This window comes from Occallatibacter sp. (genome assembly GCF_049802275.1).
Classification (GTDB): Bacteria; Acidobacteriota; Terriglobia; order Terriglobales; family Acidobacteriaceae; genus Telmatobacter.
On sequence record NZ_JBARMD010000607.1, the window covers coordinates 1 to 17,773 of the forward strand.

Consider the following 17,773-nt stretch of genomic DNA (forward strand, 5'->3'; position numbering starts at 1 on the left):
GCTCCGCTTACCCCACAGTCGACATGTCGACTGTGGGGCCCCAAGCTGCTCCGCTCAGGATGACACTGCTAAAACGCGAACTGTTGCGGGACGACTCAAGTCGTGCCCTGACACAAATGCGAATCGCAGAGAATTCTTGCAGTCAATCCAGTCGCCGAAAGCTCTTATTCGTGTTGTATGCGCTGGGGCCATATGGGTTACTCCACCTGGTAGCGGTGCAGGCGGCCGAGTCCGTTGAAAGCCGCGGCCTTGTAGCATTCGGCAAGAGTTGGATAGTTGAATACGGTGTCGACAAAGTATTCGACCGTGCCGCCGAAGATCATGACGGCCTGGCCGATGTGCACCAGTTCGCTGGCGCCTTCGCCGATGATGTGGACGCCGAGAACTTTGCGGGTGTCGCGGTGAAAGATGAGCTTGAGGCGCCCCGTGGTATCGCCGCGAATCTGGCCGCGGGCTGTCTCGCGATAGAACGCCATGCCGACTTCATAAGGCACGTCTTCATCGGTGAGCTGTTCCTCGGTTTTGCCGATGAAGCTGATTTCGGGAATGGTGTAGATGCCGTAGGGGTAGAAGCTGGGATTCGACGAGGTTGCATTGTCGTTGAAGGCGCGCGCGGCGGCGATGCGGCCCTGCTCCATAGAGACGGAAGCGAGGGAAGGAAAGCCGACAACGTCGCCGACCGCGTAGATGTGTTCGACCTTGGTCCGGTAGTGCTCATCAACGGGGATACGGCCACGATTGTCGGCCTCGATGCCGGCGGCTGCGAGGTTGAGATCGTCAATTGCGCCTTGGCGGCCTACAGCGTAGAGGAGTGCGTCGCCAGATACCTTTTTCTTGCTCTGCAGATTGGCTACTACAGTGCCGTCGGCGAGTTCTTCGACGCTCTCGACCTCTTCGCCCAGGCGCATGGTGACGCGACTGTCGCGGAGGTGGTAACTGAGGGACTCGACAATTTCCTGGTCGGCAAACTCGAGCAGCTTGGCGCGTTTTTCAATCAGGGTGCAGCGCACGCCGAGGGTGGAGAACATGCAGGTGTATTCGACTCCGATGACGCCGCCACCCACGACGATCAAAGACTTCGGCAGCGAGGGAAGATCGAGGACCTGGTCGCTATTGATAATGGTGCGGCCGTTGATGGGGACTTTGGGTGAGCCGGCCGGCTTGGTGCCGACAGCAATGATGATGCGGTCGGCCTCGATTGTAGTGTCGCCGTTCAGGCCCTCGACGCGGACCTGGTGGGGATCGATGAAGTGAGCGATTCCGTGGACGATGTCGATGCCGTTGCGCGAAAGCTGAGCTTCGGTTACATCCACCTCGGTCTTGATAACGGCTTGTACGCGGAAGGCCAGGTCGGCCATGGAGATTTTTTCTTTGACCCGGTAATTCATACCGTAGACCGAGCGGTAGTTGTATCCCGAGAGGTGCAGGACGGCCTCGCGCATTGTTTTGGAGGGAATGGTGCCGGTGTTGACGCACACGCCGCCAACGACCGCTCGCGATTCCACCACTGCTACGCGCTTCTTCATCTTGGAGGCGGCCACGGCGGCACGTTGCCCCGAGGGCCCGGAACCGATGACGATAAGGTCGTATTTCGCGGCACTCATGCGCGTGTCTCCAGGGTGCGAACAGAGGGTCGAAACGTGGTGCTCAACACGACGGCGGCTCGAGCCAATCCAGGCACAGGATACGCCTTCAGATAACCTGATCCGCAGTGAACTGAACTTAGCACAGGGAACTCTACTCTGATCGTGATTGTCTCAACCAGCAGACGATTTCAACAATACCGGCAAAGTATTGCATCGCGATATTGTTGATTCTGTAAAACTCCGGGGGTCGCGGTCACGCTTGGCGAGGATACCAGAGGAGCGTTGTCCCACAGCGCGGGAGAAACCTGGCGAGTGCTTTACCTCGAAAAAAGCGGCCCCAGTGATGAGCATCGAATCGCTGGGGCCAAGTGGTTGCACTAGGAAAGGTCAGGCGTGCGCTGTTCGCGTTCGTCGAGAAGAACGGAGCCGGATTTGCAGTTCATGGTTGATCAATCAACTTGGTTATCGGCGTGAAGAATTGAAACATGAGTCACCAAATCTCTGACTTCTTGCGGGCCACGCTTGCGGCCTATATTCTTGGCGGGGTCTTCTATGCGTCATTCAGCGCGCGGTTTGAGCGTTCCCGCAGTTCTTTTGCGATTTCGAAGCGTGATGTTCGCGCTTGCGATTTGTCATTACGTTGCGTCAGGGCAGAATCCTGAGAAGCTTTCGAGTCACCCTCCGCAGACGGCATCGCAAGTGCCGGTGCATATGACTGCGGAGCAGGACCGGTTGCGCTTGCTGGGGATGCTGGGATTGAAGGAGCGGGATCTGCGGCCCGCTCCGGTTCCGGATGGGCGATCGCCCAGGGCCACCAATTACGACGAATCGAAAGCTGATGTCTATCAGAATCTGCCGGAACCGCTGATGTTCAACAATGGGCAGCCGGTGAAGACTGCGACCGACTGGTTGAAGCGGAAACGAGAGATCAGGGAAGATTTTGATCGCGAGGTGCTGGGACGGTCACCGGGCTCGGTGCCCTGGGCGCAGTGGCATGTTGTCAGCACCGTACATGAAAAATATGGCGGGGTAGATGTGATTACAAAGCGGCTGGCTGGGCGGGTCGGGCCGTGGATGAATACGCCGATTCAATTTGATATCGATTTGCTCCTCACGGTTCCCGCGCATGCAGCTGGTCGCGTGCCGGTGATCATGGAACTGGCGTTTGCGAAGGATTTCGAGCTGGCGACGAGCGGTCCGCTGGACGGCTATGTTCCGACTCCCTGGGGCGTGGATGGAAAACTCGTTGTGCAGCGCGGGTGGGGATTCGCGATTCTGAACCCGGTGAGCTATCAGAAGGATGATGGATCGGGGCTGACGGAGGGCATTATCGGGCTTACGAATCAAGGGCAGCCGCGAAAGCTCGAAGATTGGGGAGTGCTGAAGGCTTGGGCGTGGGGTGCGGAACAGGCCAGGCACTACTTTGAAATGGACAAGGCGGTGGATGCGAAGCAAGTGGGGCTGGTGGGGCACTCGCGGTTCGGGAAGGCCGTGCTGGTGACGATGGCTTACGAATACCGTGAATTTGCGGTTGGGTACATCAGTTCGTCGGGAGAGGGTGGCGCGAAGCTCTATCGGCACATTTATGGAGAGCAAATTCCGAACCTTGCCAGCGCTTCGCTATACCACTGGTTTGACGGAAACTTTCTGCGGTACGCAGGTCCTCTCAATGCGGGAGATCTGCCGGTGGACAATCACGAACTGATTGCGCTGTGCGCTCCGACGCCTCTGTTTATCGGGGGAGGAGCGGATACGGGTGATGGCTATGCGAATCCGAATGGAGACGCATGGGCGGATCCGCGGGGGATGTTTCTAGCGGAGGTCGCGGCCGGGCCGGTCTACCGGATGATGGGTGCGAAGGATTTGGGAACGACGGATTTTCCGGCGATGGGAACGGCGTTGATGAAGGGCGACTTGGCGTTCCGGCAACATGACGGCGGTCATACGCCACAGCCGAACTGGCCTTACTTTCTGGAGTTCGCGAGTCGGTATCTGCACGCGCCGGGAGAGCGGGCGCACTAGATCACAATTGCTTCGACATTACGATGCAGTGGCACTCCCGGCCGTCTTTCAGTTCACGCGACATAGCAAACTCTTCAGTTCCGGTCTCGACGAAGCCGAAGCGCTGATAGATCGGTAGCAACTCAGGGCGCAGGCTGAGGACAGAGATGTCGACGGCTTCGCAGCCTTGCGCGCGGAAACGGTTTTCGGCTGCCGCGAGCATCTTCTGACCCAGTCCGCTGCGCTGATGCGCGGGGTGCACTGCGAGCATACCTAGATAGCCTCGGTTGCCGCGATTCTCGACGTAGATGCAGGCGAGCAACTGTCTGTGGGCATTTTCAGCGAGGAGGATTTCGCCTCTTTGCATCATCGAAGCGAGGCGCACGTCATCTGTACGCGTACCTTCGAGGAAGGTTTCGATGGCGAAGGCGGCGTTGATCATTGCGACCAGGCGGGGACGATCGTCATCGATTGCGATGCGAATGTTGACGGGGCGAGATGAGTCGTTGTTCATGTGGCTAGCGAATCCGAAGACTGGACGGCGCCCAATGCGCCGTCCGGTTGGAATTGACGGCTTGCCAACATCGTACATGCGGAAGATTCAGTCCCGAAGAATCCCGCGATCGCGGAGCACCTGCATGACGTCCTGATGCGCCATGTACATTACGATTTTGAATTCTTCTTGGCCGGTGTCGACCAGAAATGTCGAGTCGGCGAGTACCTGTTCAAGTTCCCCTGAGTTTTCGCGCGCGAAGTCAAAACGCCATGTGGTCTTTGCCAGGACATACCGCTTATCAAGTTGCGTCTCGTGAAGGCTAAGCAAAACCGCTGGCTTGCAGCCGAGCCGATCAAAGAGCAGCTTTCGTTTAGGCAATGCGGCTGCAAAATCTTCGATACGCACGCAGCGTGTTCCATGGGGATCCGCTGAAACAAATGGATCAGTAAATTGCGAGACCAATGCGGGATCGTTATCTTCGCGGGTTTTCTTCGCATACAACTCGAAGAAGCGGGCTACGTCCGTTTCGGCTTGGATCATTAGAGTTCTCCTTTTAGTGGTCGCACAGTGAGGTTCCGTGCGAAGAGCCACTTTAGTATTATATCACAATTGTGGTGCATAAGTCAATTATTACCAATGCCTTAGAAGGAAGAATATTTTGGAGATATGGGCGGTAAGGCGCGGCTACTTGTAGCGCTCTTTGATCCACAAAATGTAGTCCGTACCGGGAGGCGTGCCGCGAGTGCGCGCAATCGCGCCGCGCATTGGGAACGATGCCCCTGCGTGTGCAAGCAGATCTGCAAGAGCGCCTGCATGACCGAGACATCGATTCCGAGTCGAGAGGAGCGCGTTGGCAGGATTCGTTCCAAGTCCGGTTCGCTCGCTGTTGTGAGCCACTGGGATTCGAGGAGTTCGGTTTCTTTGAATCGCTCGATGACGCCGGTGAGGCGGGCCGGAACCTGCATCTCAGCTTCTCGCGCGAATGGGCGCCCGAGGATCGCGAAAAGCCAGAAGCGGTTTGAGACGACGATGTGATGGAGCATCTTGCGGAGTTCTTCGTCTTCGGCGGCGGCGGGATGTTCCTCGATTGCGCGCAAAAGGTTGGTGTTGGCCCAACCCTTGTGCCGGACCAGTTCTTCAATCGTGGATAACATGATTGCTACTCCAGTTGACTCGGACGGTGACCCGCAACCAGAATAGCTGTTTTGGCATAAGGTCTGGTCCAGATGGGTGAGGCGGAAAAACTCGAGGTTCTCCGGAAATTGCGAGCTGGTCGCGATGCGCTGGGCGATGTTTTGGCCGGTGTTGATGATGCGACGGCTGCGCGCAAGACTTCGGATGGTTGGTCCATTCTCGATTGCGTTGAGCATGTGGCGGTTACCGAGAGATACCTGCTGACGCGATTGGAAGCATCGACACTTGTGGATCAGCCTTTCGAAAAGTGGCGGCGCGAAGCAAAGATTGCCGGGCTCGCTTCCGATCGTGCGCGGCGGATCGAAGCGCCGGAGCAGGCGCATCCGCACGGCCGATACACAACACTTCAAGAAGCTTTGGCAACGTTTGAGGCGACGCGAGCGGAAGTGTTGCGATGGGTGGAGAACTGCGACGCCGATCTGCGTTGCATGATGACGGATCACATGCTGATTGAAGGACCGGTGACCTGCGCGGAGATGCTGATCATGATCGCAGCGCACCCGGCACGGCATGCGCTGCAGATTGGGGAGATTCGAACGAGGGTTGGCAGCTCTCATGAAAGGTAGAAGCTGGCCGCAGATCGGGTAGATTATTTGAGCCATAGCGTGCATTGACGGGCTCGCCGCTGCGCCTTAGGCTGAATTCTATGGAATTCAAAGTTGTTGAACTGGAACGGGAACCGATCGAATTTGATCTGGCCATTCCTCCGGGCCAGGTGGATTTGGGCGACGAGGCGAAGCAGATGGGGAATCTGGCTACCTCGGGGCTTGCCGAGGTCATTCACGAACACCGCGGGCCGAAGGACATAGTCGCCGATATTCGTCTGCGGGGGAAGTTTTCCGGGAAATTTGAGGTGCCGTGCGCTAGGTGCGTGGAGCCGGTGGAGATTCCACTGGCGTCGGATTTTGACCTTATCTTCAGGCCTGCGGGGGCCGACTCCGAGGCCACGGAACGGTCGATAACAGCGCCGGAGACGGAAATCGGTTATTATCAAAGAGACAGTCTTTTGCTTGAGGATGTGCTGCGCGAGCAGGTGCTTTTGTCTCTGCCGGTCAGAACGCTGTGCAAGCCTGACTGCAAAGGACTTTGCCCGCGCTGCGGTCAGAACCGCAATAGCCAGGATTGCTCCTGCGATGAGGGTCCATCGGACCCCCGCTGGGAGGCGCTTTCCGGGTTACGCAGCCAGATAAAGTCCTCAAAACATTAATGTTCAGGTGTTCCGCCCTTGCCGAAAGGCAGTCTGGATCAGTGTGGTCTGGAAGAGGGCGAGAACGTGAAAGGAATTGCATCATGCCGAATCCGAAAAGGCGCCATTCGACGCGCCGTACTGCCAACCGCCGCGCCCACGACTTCCTCACTGCAACCGGAGTCTCCGAGTGCCCAAACTGCCACGAGAAGAAGCTCCCCCATCGCGCCTGCGCCAAGTGCGGAGAGTACAAGGGACGCGCGGTGCTGGAAACGAAGGAAGTCGCCAAGTAAACCGGGGTCCGCGCCGGAACCAGCCGGAATATGCAATGATTCAGGTGTTTAAGACTGCGGGGTCGTCCCATGGGAACGGCCCCGTCAGTATTTCCGGCATTTACGCATTTTCAGCCGAGTTTACGGTGACGCAGCATGCTCGTCGACATCGTTCTTGACGCAGTCGGTTCTGACAAAGCTCCCGAGCCCGAGATCAAGGGCGCAATCATGGCCTGCCGCGAACTTCCCGTTCGTGTGCACCTGGTCGGGCCATCCTCTGAACTTCGCGATCTGCTGGACGAGCACCTCGAAAATGAGGAGCTGCCCATCGTGATCCACCATGCCTCAGAGCGTATTGGCATGGAGGAGAAAGCGGCGAACGCTGTCCGCAGCAAGCGCGACAGTTCAATGCGCGTAGGTCTGAAACTGGTGCGAGAGGGCAAAGCCAAAGGCTTTGTAACGGCGGGTAACACGGGCGCGGCGATGGCCACGGCCAAGATGGTGCTGGGCGCCCTGCCAGGCGTTGACCGGCCGGCGCTGGCTACTCCAATGCCAAGTTCAACCGGCAATCCCTGTGTGCTGCTGGATGTTGGGGCAAACGTGGATTGCAAACCGCACAACCTGGAACAATTTGCGGTGATGGGCGAGATGTACGCCCGCAGTGTATTGAAGATTGCGCATCCTCGTGTGGGCTTGCTGTCGATTGGCGAGGAAGAGAGCAAGGGCAATGATTTGACGCGCGAGGCATTTCCACTGCTGAAAGCGCTGCCAATCAAATTCATCGGCAATGTGGAAGGGCGCGATATTTTCAGCGGCCAAGCGGACGTGATTGTTTGCGATGGTTTTGTGGGCAACGTGGCGCTGAAGACGAGCGAGGGCGTAGGGCGTTTTGTGCGCGAGGTGCTGCGCGAATCGCTGACGAGGACGGTTACCGCGAAGGTGGGCGCACTGCTGTCACGGCAGGCTTTCAACGATTTCCGGCGGCGGCTGGACTATCGTGAATACGGCGGGGCTCAGCTTCTTGGCGTGCGCGGCGTTTGCATCATCGGGCATGGGTCGTCGAATGATCGCGCTATCTACAATGGCATCCGCGTGGCGTACGAATTTGCACATGCGGGAACGAATGATCGCATTGAGCAGGAATTTATGCGCAGGCCGAACCGGCGTCCGGGAGATCCAGATAAAGACGCTCCCGACGCTACGATCCACTAGCGCCTTCTGATGACCCACGAATCCAGCGGCGCGAATCTCGAGAAACTGAAGCAATGGGCGGAAGATGTCGTCTGCCCGGTTTGCTTTGCGCCTTTGCGTTTCGGGGCGGCAACCGTGGTGTGCTCCAACTGCGCTCGCACGTATCCGGTTGTTGATGGCATACCGGTGCTGATTCCGCAGCGGGCGAGGTGACCCGCAAAGTGCGATTGAATATCTTTTGCGCGTACTTAGTAATCATGACAGCGCGGCGCAAGCCAGCCTCTGATCGCTGCTCCCCGATCTTTGTGCTCTGATCTCCCTCTGCCCCTCACTGTTGTATCCTCGCGCTAATGTCCTTTGTCCGCGACTTCCAGCGTTTGACTCCAGCACAGCGCCACACATTCATTGCTTCGTTCCTGGGCTGGACGCTGGACAGCCTGGACTTTTTTCTGCTGATCTTTTGTGTCAAAGCCATCTCTTCTGATTTCCACGTCAGGCCGTCGGATGTGCTCAGCGCGGTTTTTCTTACGCAGGCATTTCGGCCCGTGGGCGCGCTCGTGTTCGGGATACTGGCCGATCGCTATGGTCGCCGCCCCGTGCTGATGTTCAACATTCTCAGCTTCTCGGTAATTGAACTGGCTTGCGCGTTTGCGCCATCGCTGGGAGTGCTGCTGGTGTTGCGGGCACTGTTTGGCATTGCCATGGGCGGCGAGTGGGGCGTGGGTGCGGCGCTTGCCTTTGAAACGCTGCCCACCAAAGGCCGCGGCGGCTTCTCCGGAATTCTGCAGGAGGGTTACGCGTTCGGATCGATTCTGGCCTCGGGTGCCTTTGCATTGCTGTTTCATGCGCTCGGATGGCGCGGACTATTCATGCTTGGCGCGTCGCCCGCGTTGCTCGTCTTTTACGTTCAGGCGCGCGTTGAAGAGTCGCCCGTCTGGCTCGCGGCCGATCGCAAGCGCCGTGCCGATCCAAGCCGCGCGTCCTACGGGAAAAACCTCGCCTCACTCAAGGCCTTCCTGCCGACGTTTCTGTTTCTCATTATCCTGATGACGGCGTTCATGTCGTTCTCGCATGGGACGCAGGATGTTTACCCGACGTTTCTCGAAGTGCAAATCGGTCTGACGCCGCGGGTGGTGGGAACGATCGGGGTGATCTACGGATTTGCGCAGATCGCCGGCGGGATCGTCTTCGGAACGCTCTCAGAAAAGTGGGGCCGCAAACGCGCGATTATCGCCGCGGCGTTGCTCTCGTTGGTGGCGATTCCCGCGTGGGCATACGGGCACTCGGCGACGACGCTGGCGATCGGCGCAGTTGTCATGCAGTTCATGGTGCAGGGAGCGTGGGGAGTGGTGCCTGCGTATCTCGCGGAGCTCACACCTGCGCCGGTGCGCGCAACAGCACCCGGACTGGCGTATCAGCTTGGCGGGCTCGTCACATCGTGGAATGCGAAAGCACAGGCGCTCGCAGCAGAGAAGTGGGGAAGCTATAACAACGTCCTTGCGATTACGGTGGTGATTGTGGCGCTCTCGCTGGCGTTGCTGGCATCCCTGGGGCACGAAGTCAAAGGCAAAGACATGGCGGAGGACTGACCGCCTATTCAGCCACGGATCGAAAGTTGTCAGCGGCTGTAACGCGCCATGAGTTTGCCGCGTGCGAGGACGTGGGTGTTCATCGCTTCCTCAACCTGCGCGCGCGTCGTGCCGGGAGGCACATTCAGATTTGAGTCGAGCGCAAAAAGATCGAAGAAGTAGCGATGGGTTGTACCGCGAGGTGGGCAAGATCCTCCGTATCCGATCTTGCCGAAGTCGTTGCGTCCCTGCCGTGAGCCGTCGGCGAGCTGCTCCTGCTTCGGAAGATTGGCTGGGAGCCCGGTGGTATTCGCCGGCAAATTGAACAGCACCCAATGCGTGAAGGTGCCGCCTGGCGCATCGGGATCGGTCTCGGTTAGTACCAAGCTTTTGGTTTCAGGGGGAGGCGCTGACCACGCGAGTGCCGGAGACTGGTCGCTGCCGTCGCAAGTCAGCTCTTTGGGAATCGTGCCGTTTTGCAGGCTGCTGCTGGAAAGTGTGAGTGCCGCCGCGTGCGCTGCTGCCCCGGGGGCCGCTGCGGGTTCTGGTGGATCGTTGTGGCGACATCCGGCAAGGAACGGAGCAGCGAGAAACAGAGCAAGGATCAGCAGGATGCGCAGCATGAAACCCGCAGGGTTGCTGATGTATGCGGCGGTGGATATCGGTTCGCAGAGATGCATCGCTCAACCCTCATAGGCAGTTTTCAGTTTCGACCCTATGCTCTCGCGGACCAGTATATCTGCATCTGTTTCGGGTGGGCGACCGGTTACTTCGGCCTTATGAGTTCGATTCGATCGCGGGTGCGCACCCAGGTGTTGCCTGCCATGCGGCCCACCGCATCCAGACCCGCAGGATCCACACGGAAGTCTTCGACAAGGTCTTCACGCACGTGGAAACGCACCACCTCGCCGAGTACGAGGACCCCGCTGGCTGGTCTATCGCCGGTATAGATTACCTGCATCAAACGGCACTCCATCTGCGCCGGAGACTCGGCAACACGCGGCGGCTTTACCAGTTCGCTTGCCAGAGGCGTTAGTCCGGACAGATTGAATTCATCGACCTCGGGGTCCACTTCAGCCGCGGTCAGATTGGTCTGCGCGGCGATCGCCTCATTGACGATGTTGATCACGAACTCGCGGGTCTGCTCCACGTTGCGCAGGGTGTCCTTGCGCTGGCCGGCTTGATCCGTTCCGGCGGAACGCAAAGCGGGACAGAAGAGCACCGTTGGCGGGGCAGAGCCAACACCGGCGAAAAAGCTGAATGGAGCGAGGTTGGCGTTGCCGGCGGCATCGACCGTGGAGACCAGTGCGATGGGGCGGGGCACGATGATGCCGGTCATTAACTTGTAGATTTGGCGCGGGGGATGCGCAGCAGGATCGAAGCTGAGCATGGACTTTGGAGTCGAACTTGGATCACTCATTCTGTTAGCCTAGATCATCGTGCAGGCATTGGGCGCAAAGGCTGGTTGGGCGAAGTTTGATGTGCAAACCGTGTCAAATGTGATGCCATGGAGGAAATTTGTCCTCCCGTAACATTGCCTGGTGCACAATGATCGTTAGGAGCAAAATCGGTCGTGCCGCGGATTCATTTCCAAATTCAGCTTGCTGAACTCAAGGACAAGCTCCTTGCTATGGCTGCCCTTGCGCAACAGGCAGTTGAATGTGCGATCGACGCCTACATCCTCCGGGATAAGAGCTTATGCCAGTTCGTCAAGCAGAACGAGACGGCAATCGACTCGGCGCAACGCGAATTGGACGAGATGGCTTATGAGTTGCTCGCCAAAGAGCAGCCAATGGCAATCGATCTGCGTTTCATCCTGGCGGTTATCAAGATCAACGGCGACCTGGAGCGCATCGGCGATCAATCAATGGGTATTGCGCGGCGCACGCGCGACGTTATGAAGATCGACTCCGTCGAGTTGCCAGTGGACTTTACAGCAATGGGCGAAGTGGCAGGACGCATGATTCGCACCGCAATTCTGTCGTTGCTTGAGGGCGATGCGCGGCTTGCGGATGAGGTCCGCGAGATGGATGACGAGATCGACCGCATGAACCGTCGCGCCCAGGCCGACCTTTTGAAAATGATTCAGGAACAGCCAAGCGCCACCCAGCAGGCGATGATTGGAATGATGGTTTCGCGCAATCTTGAGCGCATTGCAGACCACGCCGCCAACATCGCGACGGATGTCATCTTCTGGGTTCGCGGCGCTGACGTGCGGCACCAGCTAAGCCTTTCGATGGATTGAACCCGACGAGGCTTTCTGGACGATCCATCAGTCACGCCGAGTGCGATCCTCCCAGGATGACCTCCAATTTGTGAGCCGCATCACTCATTCCCCCCGGATACCCCATAGCCGGTCTCTTTGGCTAAATATCCTGCAATCTGCGGGTTGGCGCGGGAGTAGCGCCGCAGATTATTCTCAGCACAGGGTTATCCGTAGATGTCTCTGCCCATTGGACTTAGGGGCAGGAAACAGCGGAACAGTCGGGATTCGTGCAGAGAGCGGCTCACGATTCGATTATGGCAAATCCGCGATTATTACCTGCAAAACGGTTGCCGGAAATTCTGCGAATGGAATGAGTGGGTTAGCGCGAGAAGAGAAGTTATGAGGGCTTGACATTCTAGGTTGTAATCGCCAGCCTTAACCGGCGGCTGAAACGTAACACCGAAAATGATGCTTGGGTGAGCGCTTTGGAATCGTCAACCGAAGATCACGCGGAGACAGATCGGCGGACACTGGCCGACTTGAACGAAGCCGCTGCGGCGGCGGACGCTTACGCGTGCATCTGACCAACATTTGAGGCTATCGGGATAGCTTGGGACGCAGAGAAGGAGGATTCTCTGTGAACCAACTACGTCAGCTCATGATCGAGGAGTTGCGTCGCCGCAACTTCGCCGATACAACCATCCGCACATACCTGCACGGTGTTGCCCACTTCAGCCGGTACTTCCGGCGTCCTCCCGTTCCCATCCTCGCCTGTCGAACCTGTGCCGGCACGCTTGCAGACTCTTTGTCTCGTATCAACCGAAGTTCACGCTCTGCTATCTGGTGCGCCCTCAAATAACGCACCATGACCAGCTTTCACTGCTCCATCCCATCTTCAAAGCGGAAGAAGACGCCCATCTCCGCATCCTCCTCAGACCTCTGCACCCGAGCAGACCCATTCAAAGTACATAGGCTTCCATGAGGGCGGCTTCCTTCAAGTCGCTGTATCAGAAGCGCCCTCATTGAAAGCAATACTCCGCGCACTCTTGCGTGCAGGGCGCTCCAGATACAGCACTAGGACATTTCGGTACTAATCCAAACTCGATGGGTGCATTGGCGCTTGTCGGTTCTTCTCGGTGTCGTGAAACCCCGCAGGGTCACGGAGTATCACGGTAACCTCATCGGGACGCTGGGCTTGGATTTCCAGTCGCCACACCATTCACAAGGCTTGTCCCTGCGAATTTCAATCGGCAGGATTTGAAAAGCCCGTACCGACTGGAAGATTATGAACAGGGGTGGCCATTCGAGAAGCAAACTTCCGCTTGTAATAAGCAGTGGTCAGAACGATAGCGGGTATGCCGATGGCTGCTGGCCAAACCCAAAGGATGATGCCGGCATGACGGAAGATGTGGCTGAGCGTGGCCACCGAGAACGCCGTCCACGCCGCGATATAGCTACCGATGAACTTAGCCAGGTGGGAGTACCACCAAAACATCTTCTCGGTCGGTTTCTTTACAAAGACGTAGAGGTCGGTGGTCGTTCCGCGCATGCCTAAAACACCGACTGCAATCGCAACGATCTGCATATGCTGGACTGCCGCGGGCTTAAGCCAACCCAACGCGGCAAGCGATGCGGAAGCCGCAAACACCATGCAGGCTGCCAGCCAGTCGATCAGTTGCGCCGAGCCTCCATTCGTCAGTGCCTTCAGCTTCAGAACCCGGTAGCCGGAAAATGCGAGGTACCAGGCCACAACAGAGAGAAGAGCAAGAAAGAGCGCGGGGCGGAAGAGCGCCATCGGCAGGGCAGTCGATGCAACGATGCCCATGGACCAAAGGTAGATTCTGCCCCAACGCCGATGTTGTTTGCCGCCTTTTGCCGTAGCCATGGCGACGGGTGCCAGGAAAAAGCATGTGAAGCCGGCGGCAACGTGGACCGTGAAAAGCAGTTTCATCCAAAGAGGGTCTGTGTGCATGGCGTCTCTCCAATGTGCTTCCAAGAGAATGCCGCTTTTGATGGCGGCCCAGCCATTGGCAGGTGTCAATGCCGAGAGGTGACAGGTGTCATACCGAGACCGTGACAGGTACCTGTTTCGCAACATGGCCACCTGGGCGATGATAGAGACAATGGATGAACCGCTGACTCAAACTGCGCGCACGACGCATGCTCTCGGCGACGAGACCCAATGGTTGCGGTGGGGGGTATTGCTCTACTCCATATTCTGGTTTGCGGACCCAATTCAGCGCCGGTCGATTGTTGTCTGGACTGTGTTTCTGGTGTTCTACGGAGTCTTTCTAACTGGTTATCTTCGTGTGCTGCGCGGAAGCCAGACAGAGCAACGCATGTGGCTGGTAGTCCTGTTTCTGCTGGGGTATATCTACTATCCCTTCAATCCAAATGCCGGCGGAGAGTTTGTCTTTGCGGTTGTGGTCAGCAACTTCTTCCTCAGGCAGGGAGATGCACGGGTTGCGTTCCGCAGCTTTCTCGCGATTCTTGCGGCCCAGACTGCGGGCTTATGCCTGGAAACCTGGTTGTTTGGCCTCCCATGGGGTATCGCTGAATCTGTAATCTTTTTCATGGTCGTTCTCGGTCTGGGCAACTTCACCTTTGCCCGGCAAGTCCTCATCAGCAGACAACTGCGGCAGGCCAACGAAGAAATTGAGCGTCTGACGCAGCAGGCAGAACGCGAACGAATCGCTCGGGATCTGCACGATTTGTTGGGCCATACACTTACTGTGATTGCCGTGAAGAGCGATATAGCGAACCGTCTGTTTTACGAAAGACCTGAGTTGGCCCATCGTGAGATCGCCGACGTTGAGACGACGGCGCGTGGCGCGCTTCGCGAGGTGCGAGCAGTCGTCGCCGGCTATCGGATGGACGGGATCTCGGAAGAGGTGAGCAAGATGCGCGATGTTCTGAGCAGTTCAGGCGTGCAGCTTTTTGCAGAGATCGGAGCCATCGCTCTTCCCGATGAGGACAAGAATATTCTTTGTTTTGTGATGCGCGAAGCCGTTACGAATGTTCTGCGCCATGCAACGGCAACGGAGTGTCATATTCGGCTTACTGGTGGGGACACGGTTGCGCTGACGATTGAGGACAATGGCTGCGGCAAGCGCGGTAGCGATGGGAATGGAATTCGAGGCATGCGGGAGAGGTTAGCTCACGCGAACGGTCATCTGGAGATGGAGAGCTCTCCGAGGGGCGGGGTTCTTGTGGTTGCACAGTTGCCCACGCGTTCTCCGAACGGTTTGCCGGTGGCTTCAGCAACGACGAACGGCGGAGTGCGATGACGATACCCAAAGATGCCATCACGGTCGTCCTGGCTGAGGATCAAGGGATTCTGCGAAGCTCTCTCGCTGTAATGCTGGGGATTGAGCCCGATATCCGCGTTCTGGCAGCGGTCAGCAATGGCCATGAGGCGTTACGTGCGGTAGGCCAGGAACGTCCTAACGTGCTCGTGACGGACATCGAGATGCCTCAGTTAACGGGTCTGGATCTTGCTGTTCGAGTGAAGGAACTCTACCCGGCAACGCGAGTCCTGATCCTCACAACATTCGCAAGACCGGGCTACCTGCGACGGGCGCTGGATGCGGGTGCGGTTGGCTATCTGCTAAAGGACTGCCCCTCGACTGAGATGGCTGACGCCATCCGTCGGGTCGCGCGGGGAGTGCGGGTCGTTGATCCGGGACTGGCCGCGGATTCATGGTCGGCCGACGCCGGCCCGCTTACGGAGCGCGAGAGAGAGGTTCTGCGACGTGCAGGCGAAGGTGAAAGCACAGCAGAGCTGGCAAGGACTCTTCGACTCGCGGAGGGAACCATTCGCAATTATCTGTCCGAGGCTATCTCGAAACTTGGTGCTCATAATCGAACCGAGGCGGCTCGGTTGGCGAGAGCAAAAGGCTGGCTTTAACCATACTTCCGCTGCTATGAAAAGATAGGTAATGAGAAACGCTAGGTTCCCTTCAATAATCAAGACGAAGCCTTCGGCCCGTAATGGGGCACACAACCGGCACACGGGTCGCCGGGGAGATCAGGTTTTATCGGGGTTTGAGACGGGTGTTATTGATCGGACGTGTCAACGGCCATGGCCCCTGCCATGTTCGTTGAGCCACAACAGGCATTTGGGGCACGTGTCCGAGCAGACGTCTTACGCCCAAGTGCTGAAAAACTGATCGACGTGAATGACTCAATGAGTTTCAGATAAGTGGCGGGCCGGACCCTCGTTGGGCCTCCGCGACGTGCCTAGAAAAAGTAAAACTGCCCGCCGAGTGCGTCCTTCATATCGACCGGTTGCTTGCGCGCATGCAGCGTCTTAATACATACGAGGCAAAGACGAACGCCGTGACGAGAATCGGAGCATGCCGCCGTACTGCTCCAACGTCACATAAGCTTTAAGCGAACGTCTGCGATCCGTTAGAAGCGAGGAACCGGCTTACAGTTTTCAAGATGCACGCTACGGATACAAGAGATGCGTGACATTCAGGCCTCCGGCTTCGCAAACAAGATGGGGGCAAGGAGAGAGACAGGGCGCTCCGCCTTGTTTCGAATGACATCGAACTGATAAAGGCTACCGACCCATCCCCTTCTCGCTGCAGACTTGTATTCAATCGCGCACCAATTCCACGCGTCGATTGAGCGACCGGCCCTCGACGGTGTCGTTTGTCGCCTTCGGTTGGGTCGCGCCAAATCCCTTCGCAGTCAAGCGATCGGCAGCGATGCCATACTGTGTAACGAGTGAGTGCATGACGCCCTGCGCCCGCTGGTCAGAAAGGTCCAGGTTGTACGCTTCGCCGCCGACATTGTCGGTATGGCCCCCAATTTGAAGTTTCCAGGTGGGATTGTCACTGAGGGCTTGAGCGATCTCTTTGAGCACCGGAGCGGATTCAGGCCTTGGCGTTGCCTTGTTGAAATCGAAATAGATTCCGTATATCTCTGCGCGTCCCGTTTGGGCAAGCTGCTCCTCAACTTTTTTCTTCTCAGGGAAGGTGATTTTTACGTAGGTAATGTGGAACGGGGAGTTAAGAACCTTAAGATTCAGGACAAGCGGATTGGCAACATCGTCGAGCACCCAGAGTTCGAAAGTCCGGTTCCCGAGAGCACCTTTGGCATGAAGGGTGGGCAGGTCCTTCCGTTCTCCATTCACAATAATTGAGTACGGTACGTCACTTGTCTCGACACGCGAAAGTGTCCCCTTCCCCAAAGACTGCATGTCATAACCCCCTTTCGCGTTGTTAGCGGCTTCATAAAACGTCAGGGTAGCTGGATGACCGGCCTTGAGGTCGGAAAAGACAGCACGCGACATGGTGAACATGGTTGCGCCAGGAATCGTGTTCGGCGTGGTCGAGCCAAACTGGGTTTCGTACTCATGTGCATTGAGTAGATCGACCGTGCAGAGGTTCCGCACGCTCCCTGCACCATTGCCCACCAGTCCTTTCCCTATCACCTGGATCGAATTGCCAGCAATGTTATTGACCGTCGTGAGCACTTCAATATCCGGCTGGTCCGCACGCGGGGTCCAGACGTCGGTCAGTGCCAGGCCAGGCTCGAGCGGGATAGACGCTGACGCAGCTCGTACATAAGCGGCGAACGCCGTCTGGTTGGCGGGAGGACAAGTCGCGGCGGGACGCCTTTCTACGTTGCCTTGAGTCTCCTCTTGCAGACTATGACCCAGGGCTCCAAGAATTTTCGCCAGGTCTGGGGAACTCCCTGCTTTCCCCTGGTCAAGAGCCTGAAGTATCTTTCCCAGATCTGGAGCGGTTCCTGACTCGCCCTGGCTCACCTTGCTCAGTTCTCCGAAGAGTTTCCCCAGGTCCGGATCGCTTCCAGATTGACCTTGACCGCTGGTTTTAGAGGTCGTCTCGGCGATGGCCTTTTTGTATGATTGCTCCACCTGCTCCGCTTTCTTCTTGATCCGGTAGCCAATGTAAATGCCGGTCCCGACGACGCCGGCAACGATCAAAAAAGCCAAGGCCACGCCTGCAATCAGGACCTTCGCGAGCGCGCTCATTTTTTTGGGAGGCTGCCCGGGAGCCGAGGCCATCACAGGGACGGCACCCGTAGATGGCTCCCCATCCGC

18 protein-coding genes are annotated in these 17,773 nt (G+C 57.5%); 10 read left to right on the plus strand and 8 right to left on the minus strand.

Going from position 1 to position 17,773, the window contains the following annotated elements:
- Positions 1 to 197: 197 nt before the first annotated feature.
- The gene (gene sthA / locus WA354_RS20640; protein ID WP_472814909.1) at positions 198 to 1,604 is read right to left on the minus strand and encodes a Si-specific NAD(P)(+) transhydrogenase; all 1,407 of its coding nucleotides are present in this window, start codon (positions 1,602 to 1,604) and stop codon (positions 198 to 200) included.
- Between the two features lie 594 nt (positions 1,605 to 2,198).
- Here sthA and WA354_RS20645 point away from each other — a divergent pair.
- Entirely contained in the window at positions 2,199 to 3,608 is a 1,410-nt protein-coding gene (locus WA354_RS20645) for a glucuronyl esterase domain-containing protein (RefSeq protein WP_472814910.1), read from the plus strand.
- A gap of 1 nt (position 3,609) precedes the next feature.
- Here WA354_RS20645 and WA354_RS20650 read toward each other — a convergent pair whose 3' ends face one another.
- From WA354_RS20650 to WA354_RS20660, 3 genes are all read right to left on the minus strand, one after another.
- The gene (locus tag WA354_RS20650) at positions 3,610 to 4,179 is read right to left on the minus strand and encodes a GNAT family N-acetyltransferase (RefSeq protein WP_472814911.1); all 570 of its coding nucleotides are present in this window, start codon (positions 4,177 to 4,179) and stop codon (positions 3,610 to 3,612) included.
- Positions 4,180 to 4,188: 9 nt separating this feature from the next.
- Positions 4,189 to 4,623, minus strand: a complete 435-nt coding sequence (locus tag WA354_RS20655; protein WP_472814912.1) for a hypothetical protein — start codon at positions 4,621 to 4,623, stop codon at positions 4,189 to 4,191.
- 101 nt (positions 4,624 to 4,724) lie between these two features.
- Positions 4,725 to 5,237 carry a DinB family protein gene (locus tag WA354_RS20660; RefSeq protein WP_472814913.1) on the minus strand — a complete coding sequence of 171 codons (513 nt, stop codon included), beginning with the start codon at positions 5,235 to 5,237 and terminating at the stop codon, positions 4,725 to 4,727.
- A gap of 72 nt (positions 5,238 to 5,309) precedes the next feature.
- Between WA354_RS20660 and WA354_RS20665 the strand changes: the two genes are divergently transcribed.
- From WA354_RS20665 to WA354_RS20685, 5 genes are all read left to right on the plus strand, one after another.
- The gene (locus WA354_RS20665) at positions 5,310 to 5,843 is read left to right on the plus strand and encodes a DinB family protein (protein WP_472814914.1); all 534 of its coding nucleotides are present in this window, start codon (positions 5,310 to 5,312) and stop codon (positions 5,841 to 5,843) included.
- 44 nt (positions 5,844 to 5,887) lie between these two features.
- Positions 5,888 to 6,484: a YceD family protein gene (locus tag WA354_RS20670; RefSeq protein ID WP_472814915.1), complete on the plus strand. Its 597-nt coding sequence runs from the start codon at positions 5,888 to 5,890 to the stop codon at positions 6,482 to 6,484.
- A gap of 83 nt (positions 6,485 to 6,567) precedes the next feature.
- Positions 6,568 to 6,756, plus strand: coding sequence for a 50S ribosomal protein L32 (rpmF, locus tag WA354_RS20675; RefSeq protein WP_472814916.1), 189 nt, complete (start codon positions 6,568 to 6,570; stop codon positions 6,754 to 6,756).
- 135 nt (positions 6,757 to 6,891) lie between these two features.
- Complete coding sequence (plsX, locus tag WA354_RS20680) at positions 6,892 to 7,947, plus strand: phosphate acyltransferase PlsX (protein ID WP_472814917.1); 1,056 nt, start codon at positions 6,892 to 6,894, stop codon at positions 7,945 to 7,947.
- 329 nt (positions 7,948 to 8,276) lie between these two features.
- Positions 8,277 to 9,515 (plus strand): MFS transporter, encoded by a 1,239-nt coding sequence (locus tag WA354_RS20685; protein WP_472814918.1) that lies wholly within the window; start codon positions 8,277 to 8,279, stop codon positions 9,513 to 9,515.
- A gap of 29 nt (positions 9,516 to 9,544) precedes the next feature.
- On the opposite strand, the gene WA354_RS20690 is transcribed toward WA354_RS20685, so the two are convergent.
- Together WA354_RS20690 and WA354_RS20695 are read right to left on the minus strand one after the other, a co-directional pair.
- Positions 9,545 to 10,174, minus strand: coding sequence for a YbhB/YbcL family Raf kinase inhibitor-like protein (locus WA354_RS20690; protein ID WP_472814919.1), 630 nt, complete (start codon positions 10,172 to 10,174; stop codon positions 9,545 to 9,547).
- 86 nt (positions 10,175 to 10,260) lie between these two features.
- A complete protein-coding gene (locus WA354_RS20695) occupies positions 10,261 to 10,914 on the minus strand; it encodes a flavin reductase family protein (protein ID WP_472814920.1) in 654 nt (217 codons plus the stop codon).
- 153 nt (positions 10,915 to 11,067) lie between these two features.
- On the opposite strand from WA354_RS20695, the gene phoU reads away from it, so the two are divergent.
- Positions 11,068 to 11,739 (plus strand): phosphate signaling complex protein PhoU, encoded by a 672-nt coding sequence (gene phoU / locus WA354_RS20700; protein ID WP_472814921.1) that lies wholly within the window; start codon positions 11,068 to 11,070, stop codon positions 11,737 to 11,739.
- Between the two features lie 598 nt (positions 11,740 to 12,337).
- The gene (locus WA354_RS20705; RefSeq protein ID WP_472814922.1) at positions 12,338 to 12,559 is read left to right on the plus strand and encodes a hypothetical protein; all 222 of its coding nucleotides are present in this window, start codon (positions 12,338 to 12,340) and stop codon (positions 12,557 to 12,559) included.
- Between the two features lie 384 nt (positions 12,560 to 12,943).
- On the opposite strand, the gene WA354_RS20710 is transcribed toward WA354_RS20705, so the two are convergent.
- Positions 12,944 to 13,672, minus strand: a complete 729-nt coding sequence (locus WA354_RS20710) for a DUF2306 domain-containing protein (RefSeq protein ID WP_472814923.1) — start codon at positions 13,670 to 13,672, stop codon at positions 12,944 to 12,946.
- 85 nt (positions 13,673 to 13,757) lie between these two features.
- Between WA354_RS20710 and WA354_RS20715 the strand changes: the two genes are divergently transcribed.
- Positions 13,758 to 14,987 (plus strand): sensor histidine kinase, encoded by a 1,230-nt coding sequence (locus tag WA354_RS20715; RefSeq protein WP_472814924.1) that lies wholly within the window; start codon positions 13,758 to 13,760, stop codon positions 14,985 to 14,987.
- Entirely contained in the window at positions 14,984 to 15,607 is a 624-nt protein-coding gene (locus WA354_RS20720) for a response regulator transcription factor (protein ID WP_472814925.1), read from the plus strand. The genes WA354_RS20715 and WA354_RS20720 overlap by 4 nt, the downstream gene beginning before the upstream one ends.
- 693 nt (positions 15,608 to 16,300) lie before the next feature.
- Here the strand turns inward: WA354_RS20720 and WA354_RS20725 are convergent.
- Positions 16,301 to 17,773: OmpA family protein (locus tag WA354_RS20725; protein ID WP_472814926.1), on the minus strand; the 1,473-nt coding region annotated here is incomplete at its 5' end.

What these genes read in the sequence shown, in the direction of transcription:
- sthA (WP_472814909.1), bottom strand. Translation starts at nt 1,604, where the DNA reads ATGAGTGCCGCGAAATACGACCTTATCGTCATCGGTTCCGGGCCCTCG.
- WA354_RS20645 (WP_472814910.1), top strand. Translation starts at nt 2,199, where the DNA reads ATGTTCGCGCTTGCGATTTGTCATTACGTTGCGTCAGGGCAGAATCCT.
- WA354_RS20650 (WP_472814911.1), bottom strand. Translation starts at nt 4,179, where the DNA reads ATGTACGATGTTGGCAAGCCGTCAATTCCAACCGGACGGCGCATTGGG.
- WA354_RS20655 (WP_472814912.1), bottom strand. Translation starts at nt 4,623, where the DNA reads ATGATCCAAGCCGAAACGGACGTAGCCCGCTTCTTCGAGTTGTATGCG.
- WA354_RS20660 (WP_472814913.1), bottom strand. Translation starts at nt 5,237, where the DNA reads ATGTTATCCACGATTGAAGAACTGGTCCGGCACAAGGGTTGGGCCAAC.
- WA354_RS20665 (WP_472814914.1), top strand. Translation starts at nt 5,310, where the DNA reads ATGGGTGAGGCGGAAAAACTCGAGGTTCTCCGGAAATTGCGAGCTGGT.
- rpmF (WP_472814916.1), top strand. Translation starts at nt 6,568, where the DNA reads ATGCCGAATCCGAAAAGGCGCCATTCGACGCGCCGTACTGCCAACCGC.
- plsX (WP_472814917.1), top strand. Translation starts at nt 6,892, where the DNA reads ATGCTCGTCGACATCGTTCTTGACGCAGTCGGTTCTGACAAAGCTCCC.
- WA354_RS20685 (WP_472814918.1), top strand. Translation starts at nt 8,277, where the DNA reads ATGTCCTTTGTCCGCGACTTCCAGCGTTTGACTCCAGCACAGCGCCAC.
- WA354_RS20690 (WP_472814919.1), bottom strand. Translation starts at nt 10,174, where the DNA reads ATGCATCTCTGCGAACCGATATCCACCGCCGCATACATCAGCAACCCT.
- WA354_RS20695 (WP_472814920.1), bottom strand. Translation starts at nt 10,914, where the DNA reads ATGAGTGATCCAAGTTCGACTCCAAAGTCCATGCTCAGCTTCGATCCT.
- WA354_RS20710 (WP_472814923.1), bottom strand. Translation starts at nt 13,672, where the DNA reads ATGCACACAGACCCTCTTTGGATGAAACTGCTTTTCACGGTCCACGTT.
- WA354_RS20720 (WP_472814925.1), top strand. Translation starts at nt 14,984, where the DNA reads ATGACGATACCCAAAGATGCCATCACGGTCGTCCTGGCTGAGGATCAA.